Annotated in this window: 12 protein-coding genes; 6 read left to right on the forward strand and 6 right to left on the reverse strand. The window is 73.1% G+C overall.

Going from position 1 to position 15,900, the window contains the following annotated elements:
* Window positions 1-89: 89 nt before the first annotated feature.
* Together G6R24_RS10135 and G6R24_RS10140 are read right to left on the reverse strand one after the other, a co-directional pair.
* On the reverse strand, window positions 90-1,013 hold the full coding sequence (locus tag G6R24_RS10135; protein WP_163549013.1) for an urease accessory protein UreD: 924 nt from the start codon (window positions 1,011-1,013) through the stop codon (window positions 90-92).
* Window positions 1,014-1,090: 77 nt separating this feature from the next.
* Window positions 1,091-1,849, reverse strand: coding sequence for an urease accessory protein UreF (locus G6R24_RS10140; protein ID WP_225438350.1), 759 nt, complete (start codon window positions 1,847-1,849; stop codon window positions 1,091-1,093).
* A gap of 347 nt (window positions 1,850-2,196) precedes the next feature.
* On the opposite strand from G6R24_RS10140, the gene G6R24_RS10145 reads away from it, so the two are divergent.
* The 4 genes from G6R24_RS10145 to G6R24_RS10160 all read left to right on the forward strand — a co-directional run bounded on the left by G6R24_RS10145 (window position 2,197) and on the right by G6R24_RS10160 (window position 10,339).
* Complete coding sequence (locus G6R24_RS10145; RefSeq protein WP_163549014.1) at window positions 2,197-3,315, forward strand: RICIN domain-containing protein; 1,119 nt, start codon at window positions 2,197-2,199, stop codon at window positions 3,313-3,315.
* 697 nt (window positions 3,316-4,012) lie between these two features.
* A complete protein-coding gene (locus tag G6R24_RS10150) occupies window positions 4,013-4,546 on the forward strand; it encodes an RICIN domain-containing protein (protein WP_225438351.1) in 534 nt (177 codons plus the stop codon).
* A complete protein-coding gene (locus G6R24_RS10155; protein WP_163549015.1) occupies window positions 4,539-5,819 on the forward strand; it encodes an ICP22 family protein in 1,281 nt (426 codons plus the stop codon). Before G6R24_RS10150 ends, G6R24_RS10155 begins: the two co-directional genes overlap by 8 nt.
* Entirely contained in the window at window positions 5,816-10,339 is a 4,524-nt protein-coding gene (locus tag G6R24_RS10160) for an FtsK/SpoIIIE domain-containing protein (protein WP_163549016.1), read from the forward strand. The genes G6R24_RS10155 and G6R24_RS10160 overlap by 4 nt, the downstream gene beginning before the upstream one ends.
* A gap of 61 nt (window positions 10,340-10,400) precedes the next feature.
* Here the strand turns inward: G6R24_RS10160 and G6R24_RS10165 are convergent, their stop codons facing one another.
* The 3 genes from G6R24_RS10165 to G6R24_RS10175 all read right to left on the reverse strand — a co-directional run bounded on the left by G6R24_RS10165 (window position 10,401) and on the right by G6R24_RS10175 (window position 12,093).
* Complete coding sequence (locus G6R24_RS10165) at window positions 10,401-10,706, reverse strand: WXG100 family type VII secretion target (protein WP_163549017.1); 306 nt, start codon at window positions 10,704-10,706, stop codon at window positions 10,401-10,403.
* 16 nt (window positions 10,707-10,722) lie between these two features.
* Window positions 10,723-11,016, reverse strand: a complete 294-nt coding sequence (locus G6R24_RS10170) for a hypothetical protein (RefSeq protein WP_163549018.1) — start codon at window positions 11,014-11,016, stop codon at window positions 10,723-10,725.
* A 63-nt stretch (window positions 11,017-11,079) separates the two neighbouring features.
* Window positions 11,080-12,093, reverse strand: a complete 1,014-nt coding sequence (locus G6R24_RS10175) for a hypothetical protein (protein ID WP_163549019.1) — start codon at window positions 12,091-12,093, stop codon at window positions 11,080-11,082.
* 196 nt (window positions 12,094-12,289) lie between these two features.
* Here G6R24_RS10175 and G6R24_RS10180 point away from each other — a divergent pair, with 196 nt between their 5' ends.
* The gene (locus tag G6R24_RS10180) at window positions 12,290-14,458 is read left to right on the forward strand and encodes a hypothetical protein (protein ID WP_163549020.1); all 2,169 of its coding nucleotides are present in this window, start codon (window positions 12,290-12,292) and stop codon (window positions 14,456-14,458) included.
* A gap of 99 nt (window positions 14,459-14,557) precedes the next feature.
* Here G6R24_RS10180 and G6R24_RS10185 read toward each other — a convergent pair whose 3' ends face one another.
* On the reverse strand, window positions 14,558-14,938 hold the full coding sequence (locus G6R24_RS10185) for a hypothetical protein (protein ID WP_163549021.1): 381 nt from the start codon (window positions 14,936-14,938) through the stop codon (window positions 14,558-14,560).
* A gap of 65 nt (window positions 14,939-15,003) precedes the next feature.
* Here G6R24_RS10185 and G6R24_RS10190 point away from each other — a divergent pair.
* Window positions 15,004-15,900 (forward strand): hypothetical protein (locus G6R24_RS10190; protein ID WP_225438352.1); only part of this gene is annotated, 897 nt, incomplete at its 3' end.

Consider the following 15,900-nt stretch of genomic DNA (forward strand, 5'->3'; position numbering starts at 1 on the left):
TGACCGACGCCGAAGCCGGCGCCGGCGATCGTCACCGCAGTCCACTGCGGGGCGTGACAATCGGGGGTGCAGGCAGGGACGTGGCTAGATCAACGCGCCGAGCGGGGACCAGGGGGACGGGAGCCAGGGGTGGTGGCCAGTAGTCGGCGCAGGGTGACCGCGTCCGCAGCGAGTGCTGTGACCAGGTAGCCCGGCCCGGCCAGCGGCATGAGCGCGGCCTCCCCGTCGCCCCGTTCGGCCTGGTTGTCCGGGCCGGGCTGGCCGCGCTGGCCGACGACGACGGACTCGGGCCCCGGTCCCGCCCATTCGGGCCCCGCGACAACCAGCGAGCCGACCGCTCTGGCCGCTCCGAGCTGGGCCGGACCGTGTAGCCCCGGCGCGTCCGGCCCGAGCACCAGGTCTTGGCGCAGCAGTCCGAGGGCGCCGCCGCGCAGGCCGGTTCCGACCGTGGGCTCGGTTTCGATGCTGGCTTCGGTGCTGGGGTTGACTCCGGTTGCGGGCGAGATGTCGATGCGGAGCGTGCCGTGGAAGGATCCGGCGGCCTCGCCGAACCGGCCGAGCAGGATCTCCTCGCGTAGCCACAGCCGGGCGGTCGGGTCCAGGGTGATCTCGGTGAGCGCGGCGTGGTCGGCGCCGGCCGCCACCACCGTCGGCTCCGGCCGGAAGTCCAGTTCCCCGCCCGGGCCGACCTGCGCCGTCACCGTCAGCCGGGACGGGCGGCCGCCGGCTCCACGGCCGGGCAGCGCGATCATCGCCGCCACCGATCGCAGCACCAGCCGCACGCCGGCACCGACCGAGATGTCGAGACGGAGATCATCGCCGGCCAACGGGCCGGCCGCGGCACTGACCAGGTGCACCGTCACCGACGGCGGCGTCCCCAGCGCTCCCGTTGCTTGCGTGGCCGGCGCGCGCCCGGTCAGGCGCAGGACGAGCGGCACGTCCGAACGCAGCTCGCGGATGTGCACGTCGTCGCGCGCGCCGAGCTCGACCCGAACAGCCGCGTTGGCGCGCATCCGGGCAACCTAACAGCCCCACCGATCAACCGGCGCGCCGCCCGACGCGGCGGCGCGGCGGCGCGGTGATCTGCCCGTCAGGAGGCGAACATCCGCAGGTCGGCGCGCTGGTGACGTTCGGCGAGCAGGTCAAGGCGCAGGCCGGTGCGGGCGGGTAGGGCCGCTGGTGGGAGCGTGGCCGCGGCCTCGCCGAGGCGTGCCGTCGCCGCCACCTGGTCGGCGAGTCGGGCGAGCACGGCGGTGACGGCGAGCGGGTCCAGCCCGAGCAGACGGGTCGCCGCGGTGGCGGGTCCGGTGATCGTCAGATGCGCGGCGGCAAGGGCCGCGTCCGCGGGGCGCAGTCCAGCACCGACCGCGACCATGCCCAGGGCGACCGGATGGTGCGGCGCACGTGGGCCGGCGGGAACCGGCCAGGCTGCCCGGCCGGCCCGCAGCAGGGTGCGTCCCTGGGCGCGGCTGGCGGCCCGTTGGGCCGGCGACGGGGTGCGCGCGTCCAGCTCCGCATCAAGACCGTCGATGGTCACCGGTGGAGCGGCCGGTGGGGTGCTGCTGGCTGGGGCGGCGCCGTGCGGTCCGGACAGGACGTGGCACGTCGCCGCGGCGAAGGCGGTCGCGACCACCCCCGCGGTGGACAGCCGGCCGAGCAGGAACTTCTCCAGGTCCGCCAGCCCGACCAGACTGCCATCGGTGACCGCCGCCTCGACCCCGCCCGAGTGGGCGTGCCCCCCGGCCGGCATCCGGCCGTCCACCAGCACCAGCAGGGTGGCCAGGCGGGCAGCGACCCGGTCGACCTGAACCGTCTGCCCGGGTCCCGGCTCGGCGTCGGAGGTGGTCATGGCGTCCTGCTGACACCGGAGCCGGAGCGCGCGGAAGTTGTCATCCGTCCATCCCCTGGGTGGTCGTCCTGCCGTGTGTGCCGAAGGTGGCCGCACGGTCGCGGGATTGTCGCGAGGAGCCGGCCGACGGGCGCGATCGGGGTGCGGGATCGAGGTTACGGGAAGCCGGTCGGTGACCTTGGGCCAACGGCAACATGAACGATTCCTGACGGGCTCGACCTGATCGTTCGCAGTCGGTAACGTCCGGGCCCGAACAATTACCGTCAATCCCTCGTATCTGGAATTTCCGGCGGATCCGACCAGGGACACGTGGTGGCCGGGGCTGTACTGAAGGGCGAGGTGAGGGTGTGATCGAGCTGCCGCGTCCACTGCCGACAGACATGGCAACGCCGGTGCCCACGGGCACCACGACGCCATCGGACGAGCGGGTGGGGTCCGCGGCTCCGGCCAGCCGTGCGCAGACACCACTTCCGCCCACCGGCCCGACATCCTCGTCCGACGGAGCACTGTCCGACGGAGCACCGCAGCTGTTCCTCACCGTCTGGCTCCGTTCCCCGAAGGGCAGCCGGCCCCGCGGGCGGGTCCCGGGTCGGTCGTGGAGCGCGCTCGGTGTCGTGGTGGTGCTCATGGTGGTCGTCCTGACCGCGGTGGGGCTGCGGCCAGGAGGTGAGCTGGGTGGTACGTGGTCGCTGAGCGCCGACCGGCCGGCGGATGCGCGTTCTGGCGCCCCTCTCTCGGTGGGTGCCCCCGCCCGAGCCGGGGCGCAGCCGCCCACGCCGGGCGGGCCGTCCTCGTCCGGCACCGAACGTCCGTCGGCCCCGGGCATGGTGGCACCGCCGGTGACCGGGCCGGCCGGGAGTGTGCCCGGCGTCGCCCGGCCACTGTCGGCCGACGCCGCACCCGTCATGGGACGCCTCGGTGATGCCGTCCCGGTGCAGGTCGGGCCGGGTGGACCGGGCCAGCCGGTGAACCTCCTGGCATCACCGGGACCCGCAGCACCGGCCTCGGCACTGTCCGCCCAGCCCACGGCGGCCCCGACGATGCCGCAGCCGCAGCCGCAGCCGGTGGCGGCGCCGGCGGTAGTGCAGCCGACGCAGCCCGCCGGGCTGTTCTTCACCGATCTGGCGACCGGACTGTGTCTCGACAGCAACAGTGGACGGCTCGCGTACACCAGCACCTGCAACGGTACCGATCATGAGCGGTGGCGGGTGTTCGGCTACGGCACGGTCATGCTGACGAGTATCACGACCGGTTACTGCCTGGACAGCAACGCGGCGGGGCAGGCGTACACCCGGGTCTGCCAGAACAAGGTCAACCAGCAGTGGCGGACGGCCGACAGCGGTGATGGCACGATCACGCTGACCGACGTCGGCACCCGGCGCTGTCTGGACAGCAACGGCGCTGGCGAGCTGTACACCTCGCCGTGTAAGGGCAGCCGGTATCAGCGGTGGTCGACCCGGGGCTGAACCTCCGTCGAGCGCAACGGAGACCCGACCTGTGCCGGGCCGGTGACCTCGCTGGGAAGCCAGCGTGAATGCTTGATGACGCACCCGACCACGATGGGTGCTTTCGGTAGCCTCAGTTTCCGAACAACCGGCCCAAAATGCACCTCAGGTACATGGGGGACGCATGTGACCAGGGCCTGGGTCAGGGCCAGGGACAGGGGCGGCGAGGTGAAACAGTGACCGCTCCGTTGCGCCCGGCCGGGACGGAACTCGTGGCCTCGCCGGACGAGGCACTGCCAGGCGGCTGGGAGGCGGCGGAGCAGGCACCCGTCGCGGGGGACATCGCCGCTGGCACGCATCGGTCAGCAACCTCACCGGAGGCCTATCTCGCGGCCTGGACCAGGGCTCCGCGCGGCCGGCGGCCCCCCGCCCGGGTTGCGGGCCGCTCCTGGGGTGCGCTGGGTGTCCTGGCCGCGTGCGCGCTGGTCGTGATCGTCGCGATCGGCCTCGGGGCGGCCGGGCGCTCCGGCGGTCACGCTGCGGTGAGCGCCGATGCGGGGGTCATCGTCGGTTCGCCGACCCCTGCGACCAGCACCGCGGCCCACGGGTCGCCGGCCCCCGGCCCGACCGTGCTCGACATCGTGCCGGCACCGACCACGCCGGCACCGACCACGCTGCCGCCGGTCGCGCTGCCGGGCCGCCGGTCGCGGATGCTGCGGTGCCGGTCGTTGCCCGCCTGGCGCCGTCCGCGGCCGGGCGAGCCACCCCGCCCGCGGTTACCGCGTCCTGGCCGACCCGGCCGGCCGACCCGGTGGCGGCCCCGCCCGTTGGGCAGGCGGCCGCCCCGGTCGCCTCACCTGCCGCCCCGCAGCCGGCCGCGGCCGCGGCGACCGTGGGGACCTTCACCAACCTGGCGACAGGCTTCTGCCTCGACAGCAACAGCAGTCAGTCCGGCTATGCGCTGACCTGCAACGGCACCGACTACCAACGGTGGAAGACGTATGGCTATGGCCGGGTCGTGCTGACCGACCTGGCGACCGGCTACTGCCTGGACAGCAACTCGGCGGGAAACGCCTACACGCGCAGCTGCCAGAACACGACCAGCCAGCAGTGGCAGACCGCCGATGCCGGCTACGGCACGGTGACCTTCACCAACGCCGCCACCGGGCGATGCCTTGACAGCGGCTCCGACGGCAGCCTCTACACGCTGCCCTGCAACGGCGGCTCCTATCAGCGGTGGGCCCGTGGCTGACCTCTTCCAGGAGCACCGCACCGCCGTTCTGCTGGTCCTGTCCGGCCTGGTGGCGCTCGTTCTGCTGATCGTGTTCGGGCAGTGGTTCTCCCGGACCCGGGGCTGGCGTCGGACGCTCGTCCACCGGGGCCGGCAGTTCGCGGGTGGCCTTGGCGACCTCGGCCGGCTGGCCGCCGGACCATACCGGTACCACCGCGACGTCCGCGCCGTGGCCAGGCTGCTCGCGGACCCCGGACTCGACGAGGATCCGCAGGCCCCGTTCGCGGTCCCGGACGAGTTCCGGGCACCGGACGATCCGTGCGCCGCGGTGTACTGTCCGGTCGCGATCGGTCTGATTCCCGGGATGACGGACGCCCTGGCGGTGCTGGACCTGGCCACGCTCCCGGGGGTGGGCACGATCGACGGGCCGCCCGGGCCGCCCGGGCCCGCCCGCCGGCTCGCCGCGGCGATCGCCGCCCAGCTCGCCGCCGGCATGCTCGCCCCGACCGGTGTCCGGCTGCTCGTCACGGACACGGTTCTGCCCGGCTTCGGCGGTCCGCCGCTGAGCGATGCGCTCGATCTGCTCGACCGGCCCGGCCCGGCCCGGCCCCCCGGTCCGGTCCGGGCCCGCCCGATCCGGCCCGGCCACGAGGACCTTTCCAGCCAGCCCGAGGAGGACCTGCCCGTGGTGCGGACCGTGCTGGTCTGTGCGGCGACGTACCCCGAGGAGATGGCGCAGGTGAGCGACCTTGCCGAACGGCTGGATGACCTGCGCGTCATCATCATGGGCCGCCACCCGGGTTCCCGCTGGCGCCTCGAGCTCGACGAGTACGGGCGGATCACGGCTCCCGAGCTCGGTCTGCAGGCGAACGGCACCCCGCTCGAACGCGGCCTCGGTCGTGCCCTGCGCCAGCGCGAACGGCTCCGGCGACGACTGGCACCACCGGTGGCCGCAGTGCCGGGCCCCATCGCGCCCACGGATCCGGACGAGCCGTTCCCCCCCGGCCCGGATGACGACGGTGGCAGCCGGTACGACCCGGCTGGCCGGGCTGCGCCCGATGTCTCGTCCGATCCCGGTGAGCCCGATGACCACCTCGCCGGCCCGGACGGTCTGCGCGGTTGGGCGCCGACGGATCCCGATGAGCTCGCCGAGCCGGAGCCGGCCGAAAGCCACGGCCGGCAGGCCGGGGCGGCGGGCGATGGCCGATCGGCCGCGGCGGCCGTGAGCGCGGGTACGAGCGTCGCCGTGACACCGGGTGCCGTGACACCGGGTGCGGGGAAGTCGGGAGCATGACCGCGGACGTCGCACTGACGGTGCAGGTCGGCGGCGCTGGCCACCCGGCGGACGCCAATGATGTACTGGTGCGGCTGCGGCCCACCGCTTCCGTCGGAGAACTTGCCGCCAGCTTGGCCGACCCGGCCCCCCGCTGCTTTCTGGGCACGTCCTTTCTCGACCCGGACATCACGGTACGCGACAGTGGGATCACCGGTGGCCAGCGGATCGGCCTCGGTGCGCCGGTGCAGCCGGTCGCCCCGCTGGTCCCGCCCGCGCGTCCCGCCAGGCTGTTCGAGGTGCGGGTCGTCGGCGGACCGGACGCGGGACGGATCTGGCGGCTCGGCGTCGGCGCCCACGACGTCGGTGCCGGCCTGGGCTGCGCGATCCGGCTCATCGATCCCGGGGTTCCCGCCCGGGCCGGGGTGCTGCACATCGGGGCCGGCGGTGACACGTGGCTGACCGAGCCGGCGCCGCAGGGCGTCGACCCGACGCAGCCGCGACCTCCGCAGCAACGCGTCACCGACCACCATCGCGCGGCGACGAAGGTCGCACGACGGGACCAGCCCTGGCCCTCGTCGGCTCCGGACTGGCCGCCGTTCGGTTCGCAGGCGCCGGGATCCGTCCGTTGGGAGGTCGGTGAGGATCTGGTGGTGGGTCCGGTGCTGCTGCGCCTGACCGAACGCTTCGAGTCGGACGCGGCGATCACGGCGTCCGAGGACGTGCTGGGACTGGACTTCAACCGGCCGCCGCGGATCGTGCCGCCGCTGCTCACCTCCCGCCAGCGTTTTCCCGGCCCGCCGACGCCGCCGGCCCGCCGACCCGTCCCGCTGCTGCTCATGCTGGCGCCGATGGTGCTGGGTCTGGCGTTCGTCTGGTTCTTCCACTCCTATTTTTTCCTGGTCATCATGCTGTTCAGCCCGTTGATGGCGTTCGCGAACTGGAGCCAGGACCGGCGCAGCGGCCGACGTCGCTACCGGGCGGAATCCGCGCGTTACCGGACGCGCCGCGCCGCGGCCGAGCAGGAGCTCAGCGCCGCGGTCCGCGCCGAGCGCCTGGCCCGCTGTGAGGCGTCCCCCGACCCGGCGATCGTCGGACTCACCGCGACCGGTCCCGGCCGCCGGCTGTGGGAGCGGCGGCGGGCCGACCCGGATCATCTCGTGCTGCGGGTGGGTACGGTCGACCAGCCGTCCCTGATCGAGGTGGAGGACCCCGCGCTCGACCACCACGACCATCGGCTGCGCTGGAACGTCCCCGAGGTGCCACTCGCTCTGGATCTTGCCGCGCTCGGCGTGGTCGGCGTGGCCGGTGCGCGCTCCACCGCCCACGCGCTCGGGCGCTGGCTGCTCGCCCAGTGCGCCGTGCTGCACAGTCCCCGTGATCTTCAGATTGTCGTTCTCACCGACCTGGCGGGCCGGTCGAGCTGGGAGTGGGTGCGCTGGCTGCCACACGTGCGCCCGCGGGAGGAGCTGGCCGGCGCGCCACCGGTGCTGATCGGCAACGACCCCGAGACCGTCGCGCACCGCGTCGCCGAGTTGCAGGCGCAGATCCGCGCCCGCACCGAGGCGCGCGGTTCGGCGCTCGGGCCGGTGATGTTCGCCCAGCCGGACATCGTCGTCCTGGTGGACGGGGCACGTCGGCTCCGGGACGTGCCGGGCATGATTCAGGTGCTGACCGACGGGCCGGCCGTGCGGGTGTTCGCGATCTGCCTCGACACCGAGATCCGGCTGCTGCCCGAGGAGTGCGCAAGCGTCGTCGTCTGCGAGCAGGACGGGCTCGCGGTGCGCCGCAGCGACGTGCCCGAGCTGGTCGGGGTGCGCCCGGATCTGGTCGGGGCCGACTGGTGCGACGAGGTCGCCCGCGCACTCGCCCCGCTGCGTGACATCACCCCGATCGCCGCCGACGGCCTGCCCGACCAGGTCCGCCTGCTGGAGATGCTGGGCCTCGACCGGCCCGAACCGCCCGACCCCGCCCTGATCGCCGAGGCCTGGCTGGCCCGGCCGGCCTCGACCCGCTTTCCGGTGGGGGTCGGCTTCGACGGGCCAATCGTGCTCGACCTGGTCCGCGACGGCCCACACGCGCTGGTCGCGGGCACCACCGGCGCGGGCAAGTCGGAACTGCTGCAGACGCTCGTCGGCGCGCTCGCCGCCCACAACCGTCCGGACGAGCTGGTGTTCGTCCTGGTCGACTACAAGGGCGGCAGTGCCTTTCGAGGCTGCGCCCGGCTGCCGCACACCCTGGGGATGGTCACCGACCTCGACCCGGCGCTCGCGGTGCGGGCGCTGGAGTCGCTGGCCGCGGAGCTGCGCCGGCGTGAGGAACTGCTCGCCGCCGCCGCCGCCAAGGACATCGTCCACTACCGCGCGCTACGCACCCGCGATCCGCAGCTGCCCGCGCTGCCCCGACTGATGCTGGTGATCGACGAGTTCGCCACACTGGCCCGGGAGATCCCCGACTTCGTCCCCGGGCTGGTCAGCCTCGCGCAACGCGGCCGCTCGCTGGGCATCCACCTGGTGCTCGCGACCCAGCGGCCCGCCGGGGTGGTGACCGCGGACATCCGGGCCAACACCAACCTGCGCATCGCCCTGCGGGTGACCGACCCGATGGAGAGCACCGACGTCGTCGACACCCGGGACGCGGCGCTCATCTCGGCGTCCACCCCGGGACGGGCCCTGGCCCGGCTCGCCCACCGGTCGACGGTGCTGTTCCAGACCGCCTACTGTGGCGCGCCGGCGCGGGACAGCGACGGTCCGGTCCCGCAGCCGGACCCCGGGGCCGGCGAACCGGTGACGACCGTCGCCCTGACCTGGACGTCGCTGGGCCGCCCGCTGCCGCCGAGGACGCACCGCGACGAGCTGGTGTCCACCGACCCGGCCGGTGCGGGCGAGCTGGCCCCCACCGAGCTCGACGTGCTCGTCGACCTGGTCCGCGCGGCTGCCGAGCGCACGGACTACCAGGCCCAGCCGAGTCCCTGGCTGCCCGCGCTGGGGCAGCGGGTGCTGTTTGACGACCTGCTCGCCCGCGGCGGCCCGCACACGGTGCCCTACGCACTGCAGGACATGCCGCACCGGCAGGCCCAACAGCCGGTGTACTGCGACCTGGCGAGCTTCGGGCACCTGTTCGTCATCGGGACACAGCGGTCCGGACGGTCCCAGGTGCTGCGCACGCTGGCCGGCGGGCTCGCCCGGGTGCACTCCTGCGCCGACGTTCACCTGTTCGGTATCGACGCGGCCGGCGGAGCGCTGGCCGTGCTCACCGACCTGCCGCACTGCGGCGCGGTGGTGACGGGCTCCGACCTGGAACGGCTCGGCCGGCTGTGTGACCGGCTGACCACGGAGCTCTCCCGCCGACAGGCGCTGCTCGCCCGGTACTCCTGCGCGGATCTCGCCGAGCTGCGCGTCGCGATGCCCGCCGCCGAGCGGCCCGCCCACCTGGTGCTGCTGGTCGACGGCTGGGACTCGCTGGCCGCGACCCTGCCCGAAAGCGACGGGGGCTGGCGCTACGAGGCGCTGCTCACCGTGCTGCGCGAGGGCACCGGCGCCGGCATCCACGTGGTGGCCACCTCCGACCGGGGCCTGCTCGCCGGGCGCGCCGGCGGGCTGAACGACCACCGCATCCTGCTGCGGATGGGCGAGCGCACCGACTACAGCACGATCCGCATCCCGGCGCAGCGCATCCCCGCCCAGGTGTCGCCCGGACGCGGCTGGCGGTCGGTGAACCAGGCCGAACTCCAGATCGCCCTGCTCGACCCCGACCCGTCCGGCCAGGCGCAGGCCGCCGCGCTACGCCAGATCGCCGCCCGGGCCGCGGCACGCGACCGGGAGGTCCCCGTCGAGCAGCGCCCGGCTCCCGTCGCCGCGCTGCCCGGTGCGTTGACCTTCGCCGACGCGATCGCCCGGGTGCCCGAGGCCGACCGGCGTCCGTTGCGGGCACTGCTAGGGCTCGGCGGCGACGAGGCGGCGCCGCTGCTGCTCGACTTCGCCGGGCGGGCGCACACCTTCCTCGTCGCCGGGCCGCCCGGCTCCGGGCGCAGCAACACCCTGGCCACGCTGGCCGGGTCGTTGCTGGCCGGGGGTACCAGCCTGGTCGTGCTCACCCCGCGGGAATCCCCGCTGCGCCGGTTGGCCGCGCACCCGCAGGTCACCCTGACCGGCCCGGAGGTGCTCTCCGGCGAGCAGCCGCTGGTCGTCGAGGGGCCGGCCGTCCTGCTCGTCGACGACGTGGACCTGTTCGGGTTCACCTCCCCGCTCGAACCCGCCCTGCGCGCCATCGTCGCGTCCGGGCGCGACCGTGGGGTGGGGCTCGCCTACGCGGGCAGCGGAGAGGTGCTGTCCCAGTCGATCAGCGGCTGGCTGGGGGAGGCCCGGCGCTCCCGGCAGGGGGTGCTGCTCGCGCCGCAGACGTCCCTGGAGGGCGACCTGGTGGGCACCCGCATCCCGATGAGCCTGTTGCGCGGCGGAGTGCGCCCGGGGCGTGGCTACGTCGCCGACCCGACCGGGACGCTGCGCGCGATCACCATCCCGCACACGGTGCTGAAGTAGTCGGTCGGTGTCGGTTGGTGCCGGCGAGGAAGGGGGCCCGGCCGGCACCAACCAGGCCCACTCAGGCGTCTGCCGGCGGCTTGGCCAGGGTGGCGTCCATCGTCTGCAGGTTCTGCGCGATGGCCTGGAAGCTCTGGGCGAACTTCGGGATGTTCTCGATCGCGCTGGCCAGCGAGGCGTTGAACTCGGTGTACTGGGCGTTCATCACCGGGCTTGCCTGCTTCATCCACAGGCCGTCCGCGCTGGTGAGCAGCTCCGTCACCTGGCCCTGGAGCCGGGTGAGGGTCGTGGTGATCTCGGTGCCCTCGCTGGTGAGCCGGGCCGCGACCGTGTTGACCTGCGCGTAGTCGACGTCGATGTCGGGCATGAGCGGTCGTCTCCCTTCAGGAGGCGCTGATCGCCGCGTCCATCGCCTGCAGCTGCGAGGCGATGTTGTTGAACTGGTTGGCGAAGCTGGTGATGTTGTTCACGGCTGCGGTGATGGAGGTGTTGAAGTCGATGTACTGCTTCTGCAGGACCGGGCTGGACTTCACCAGCCACAGGCCGCCGCCGCTGGTCAGCAGCGCCGTCACCGCCGACTGCAGCGAGGTGAGCTTCGGGACCGTCTCGGCGACGGCGGCGTTCAGGGACGCGGCGACGGCGTCGATGCTGGCGTAGTCGATCGAGATGTCGGCCATGGGCCGCTCCTTGCGCTCGGGCCCCGCCTCAGCCGGCGGGGTGGGTTCGGACGGCTGGACGGGTCACTCGTTGACGGGGGTGTAGGGGTCGTCCTGCGGCGGCGGGTCCTCGTGGGAGGACTTCGTCCACCGGTCCTTGTTCGGGTCGCCGGTGTAGACGTCCGTGCCCTTCGGCCCGGTGACGGTCTTCGTGCCGGTGCCGTCGGGATTCACGGTGACGTCGGTGGTGGTCGTGTCCCCCTGGGGATCGACGGTGACGCTGTGGTAGGCGCCGTTCTGGCCGGGGGTGACCGTCGTCATGGTGGTGCCGTCCTTGGTGGTGCTGGTCACCACGGTCGTGTGGTCGGTGCTGGTGGCCTTGTGGATCACCTCCTGGCTGCCGTCCGCGTGGGTGACGGTGGTCGTGTAGTCGACGTTGTCGATCGTTCCGTCGCCGTTGAAGTCCTGGTAGGTGTAGGTGGTCGTCTCCGAGTAGGACAGGCCGTCCGTGGTGTGGACGGTGCTTGTCTCGGTGACGACCCGCCCGGCCCCGTCGACCTGCTGGGAGCTCGACGTGGTGGTCCCGTCCGGCGAGGTGATGCTGGTGGGCTGCGCGCCGGGGTCCTTCGGCGGCTCCCGGTCGGGGCCCCACAACGGGATGGTGGCGGTGCGCAGCACCCCGTTCTCGTCGTAGTACTTGTAGGTGATGACCTTGTCCTTGGAGTCCTGGTACTGCTTCCAGGCGTTCTCCTCGGCCTGCCAGTGGTCGATCGAGGCCTGCAGCCGGGCGGCGTTCACCTTGGTGGTGAGGTCGGAGTCCCCTTCGGAGAACACCGTGGCCACGCTGTCGAGCAGGCCCGCCAGGTCGTCCAGCTTCTGCATCGAGTCCTGGAAAGGCTTGTGACAGGTGGCGTAGAACGCGCTCAGCGCGGCGAACAGCGTCGGGTTCCCGACGGCGTCCGAGCCGACCTCTCCGTTGGTACTGACCACCGAACGCCCACCGACGGCGTTGACGTCCGTCTCGATCTGCCCACGCAGGCTGTGCAGACTGCCCGCCAGCCGGTGCAGCAGCCCGTAGTCGATCACGAGGTCGGCCATGGCGGCTCCTGTCCGCGGTGACGTTCCGGACCGGTGCTGGCCGTCCGGCTTCCACCACCTACTACGCGCCACAGGCCCCGGACGGTTCGCCCGCGCATCCGGGCGATGAACCCTGTCGCGGCGCGGATGCGTCTGACAGAGGGGGGCCTGTGCCGGTGGGGTTGGTGCCGGAGCCGGAGAATGCCGGGAGGCGACGATGCCACGACCGACCGACTGGTCGCCGTTGGAACTGCAGGGCGATCCCACGCCCGGCGACCCGGAGGCACTGGGCGCCGTCGCCGACTTCATGCGCGCCATGGCCGCCAACGCCGACACCGCCAGGACCGGGCTCGAGCAGGTCGTCTCGTCGACCGGGGACGGTGCCTTCGTCGGAAAGACCGCGGACTGGCTGCGGGACACCATCTCCACCGCGATCCAGGACTTCATCGGCGGGGTGAGCGAGGCCTTCCAGCAGACCGAGCCGGCCGTGCGCAGCTACATCGTGGCGTTGCGCGAGGCACAGTCCCGGGCCGACCAGGCACTCAGCGAGGCCGCCGGCCTGGCCGCGGACGACACCTCCCGCCGAGCCATCCTCAAGGGCGACGCGACCCAGGCCGGCTCGGATCTCACGAAAGCTGCCGGTGGCGCGGCCCAGACGATCCGCGCGGCGCGCGACCACATCCGCTCGCCGAACCCGAAGAAGTCCGCGTGCGAGCGGTTCTGGGAGATCTTCGGCTGGATCGTGCTGGCGATCTCGGTCGTGGCCATCTTCACCGGCGGACCGATCGGCCTGATCGCGCTCGGGCTGGGAGCGATCATGGCGGTCAAGGCCGTGGTCGACTTCGTCGAGGGCAAGACGAACATCACCGGGCTGCTGCTGGGTCTGCTCGGGCTGCTCGGCCCGTCGACCAAGCCGCTCATTGAGCTGTCTCTCCTGAAGGAGATCGCCGGCAAGACCGCCGCAGTGATCAAGGATGGTCTGCGTTCGGTGGGCACCTCGGCCAGCAAGATCGGCGCGAAGTTCTGGGAGATTGCTTCGACATTGAGCTTCCGTACGGTGGTCGGTGGCATCGCCGACATCGCGACCACCGTGGCCAGCACGATCCTTGATGGCAGCCTGTGGGTGTTCAAGGCCTTCACCACCGCTGACGGCCTCGCCGTGAAGGGTGCAATCACGCTGCGCGACTTTGTGGTGGCCGCACCGGCGGCCTCCGTGGATCTGCTGCGCTCGATCGCAAAGGCGGGCGGCAAGCTGCCGGCCGCGCTCGCAGACAGCGTGCAGGCCATCCCCGGGTTCGCGCGCGATGTCGTCAACCTGGCCGGCCGCGGGCTGCAGGCGGTACCCCGGGTGCTGAGCAACCAGTTCGGCGAGTGGAAATGGCTGAAGCTCTTCCTCCCGCTGGATGGCACGGAGATCGGCGTGCTCGGAGTGCACGACGCCTTTCGCCTCGCCGTGCTCGGTCGCGGTCTGGCGCGCACCGGGCATTACGCAGGCCTCGTCGACCAGGTGAAGCTGGCACAGCTGGCCGGCGGGTCGGTGCGGGTCAGCGACGGCATCCTGCACGGGGTGAACCCGCCGGAGCCCGGCCTGACCCACACCGAGTCCGGCCTGCTCGTCCCGCAGCCGGAGCACGGGGTCTCCGCCATCCAGACGCATCTCGGCGATGGCGTCTCGGCCCAGCCAGGGGACGCTGCCGGCCCTGCCTCGGGACACACCCTGCTGTCCCAGCCCGGCGCACTGTCCACCGGCCTGCCGACCACCGCCACCCTGCCGCACGGCATGTCCATGGCCACGGACCTGGGGACGATGCCGAGCGTGCATCCGCAGGGCCTGCTCACGCCGGCTGGTGAGCTGGCCCAGGTGAGTGTCACGGGGATGCACTCCGGCATCGGCGATCTGTCCTCACCGGCCCGACTCGCCGCGCATCATGCCGGTGACGTGCAAGCCACCGGACTGCCCGAGATGCACGCGGCACTGGGCGGCGACATCACGGCGCTGAAGCTGACCGACAGCCAGGTCGCGTTCAACCTCGGTGCGGCCGACGACGGACGGATCATGATCGGCGCCGGTTCCGTCGACCTGTCGGCACCCTCCTCGGCCTTCGGCGCCGGCCGGGGGGCGGCTGGTCACGCCGTCCACGCTCACGGCCGGCGTCGCCCACGCGGACCTGTCGACGGCCACCCATCTGGGGCCGGCCGCCGTGGCGCACGATGCCGCGGGTCTGGCTGCCTCACGGGTCCCGGCCCAGCATCTGACGACGGTGACCCACGACGCGGACGGGGGCGTGCTCGTGTCCACGACCGAGTCGGCGGCACTGCCCAACCCCCACGCGACGGCGGCCGGGCGCACGATGGCCGGGCCGGTGCCGGACGGCACCCCGGCTGAGCTGATCATCGGCGCCGGTGGGGTGGAGATCCGTAGCCAGACGCCGACGCCCCCGCCGACGGCGCTCACGTCGGCCGGCGACCGCAGCGTGTCCGCCGATCAGTTCGGCGGCGCGCCGACCCGCAGCATGCCCGGGGGCCAGGCGACGCGCGACGCCCTCGATCTGCTGGCGGCACCGCCGCAGGCCGCGGGCCGGTCGGGTGCCGCCTCGGTTCCGGACGGGGTGAGTGCCAGGCTGACCGAGCTGTCCACGGCCGGGGAACGCAGCCCACAGCCACGGCTCGACACCGCCGGTGTGCCGGCGACGCGGACGGAGGGGGACGCGGCCGGATCCACGGCGTCGGTGCCGCTGGCAGAGCGCGCCGGCCAGTCTGCCGACCAGCCTGGCGGCCACGGGTTCGACGCCGCGTTCGACGATGTCGCCCGCAGCATGGTGGCGGTGCGCAACGCCCGGGACCGCCTGGCCGTCGCTCCGTTCACCAGCGCTTCCAGCCCGGCGGAGAAGGCGCTGAACGTGGCCCGGGCCGATACGGATCGCCGAGTCGATGCAGCAGCGGTCTATCGCACACCTGCAGACGCGGGGTGTGTCCGACCCGGTCGAGGCGGCCGGCGAGCATGCCTGGGCGCAGTTCCGGATGGCCGAGACCCGGCTCGCCGAAGCCCGAGCGAACTACCAGCTGCTCCACCCGGGCGCCCATCCGCTGGGCGCGGAAACGTCCCCCGCGGTCAAGGGCAAGCCGGGCGGCACCCCGGCCCGCCCGGCCGCCAAGCCGGGCGGCACCCCGGCCCGCCCGGCCGCCGAGAGCAGGCTGCACGACGCCCTCGCCGGATTCGCGACCGCCCGGGAGCGCCTGGACAACCTCGGTCTTGACGTCCGCCAGTTGCGGGCGGCGGACGCCGAGGCGCACCGGCTGTCCCTGCTCGAGCACCCCCGGCTGCCCGGCGGCGGCTCGTCGCGCCTGGACGAGCTCCACCTTTCCGACGGGCTGCGGTTCCAGTCCACCGCCGCGCCCGGGGCGTTCCAGGAGGCCGGCCACCTCATCGATCACCAGAACAGCGTGCTCATGGACGGGACCGTCACCCACCTCGACCACGGGGGGTTCCGGATCACGGACCTGGACGATCCGGCCAGATTCCGCGAGTACAACAACACCGGGGTTCTGATCGCCTCCGGGGGTGGAGTCAACCTCACCGGCCCGCAGGGCCTGCTCGGCCACCTGGACCCCGACGCCGGGCATGCTACGCTGCACCGGCCGGATGGAGAAACCCACCAGTTCACCTATGCCCGGGAGAACGGCAACCATCTGATCACGGACGCGAACGGCCTGCGGCGGCGGTTCGACGCGCACGGCGGCCAGCTCGGTTTCGAGTTGCCGGTGCGGGATGTGGCCGGGGTGGCGGCTGGCCGGTTGGAGGTGGATGTCAACGCTGGTTCGGCGGCG

The sequence above is a fragment of the Candidatus Frankia nodulisporulans genome (assembly GCF_902806475.1).
Lineage (GTDB): Bacteria > Actinomycetota > Actinomycetes > Frankiales > Frankiaceae > Frankia > Frankia umida.

What these genes read in the sequence shown, in the direction of transcription:
- G6R24_RS10175 (WP_163549019.1), bottom strand. Translation starts at nt 12,093, where the DNA reads ATGGCCGACCTCGTGATCGACTACGGGCTGCTGCACCGGCTGGCGGGC.
- G6R24_RS10135 (WP_163549013.1), bottom strand. Translation starts at nt 1,013, where the DNA reads ATGCGCGCCAACGCGGCTGTTCGGGTCGAGCTCGGCGCGCGCGACGAC.
- G6R24_RS10180 (WP_163549020.1), top strand. Translation starts at nt 12,290, where the DNA reads ATGCCACGACCGACCGACTGGTCGCCGTTGGAACTGCAGGGCGATCCC.
- G6R24_RS10170 (WP_163549018.1), bottom strand. Translation starts at nt 11,016, where the DNA reads ATGGCCGACATCTCGATCGACTACGCCAGCATCGACGCCGTCGCCGCG.
- G6R24_RS10165 (WP_163549017.1), bottom strand. Translation starts at nt 10,706, where the DNA reads ATGCCCGACATCGACGTCGACTACGCGCAGGTCAACACGGTCGCGGCC.
- G6R24_RS10160 (WP_163549016.1), top strand. Translation starts at nt 5,816, where the DNA reads ATGACCGCGGACGTCGCACTGACGGTGCAGGTCGGCGGCGCTGGCCAC.
- G6R24_RS10140 (WP_225438350.1), bottom strand. Translation starts at nt 1,849, where the DNA reads ATGACCACCTCCGACGCCGAGCCGGGACCCGGGCAGACGGTTCAGGTC.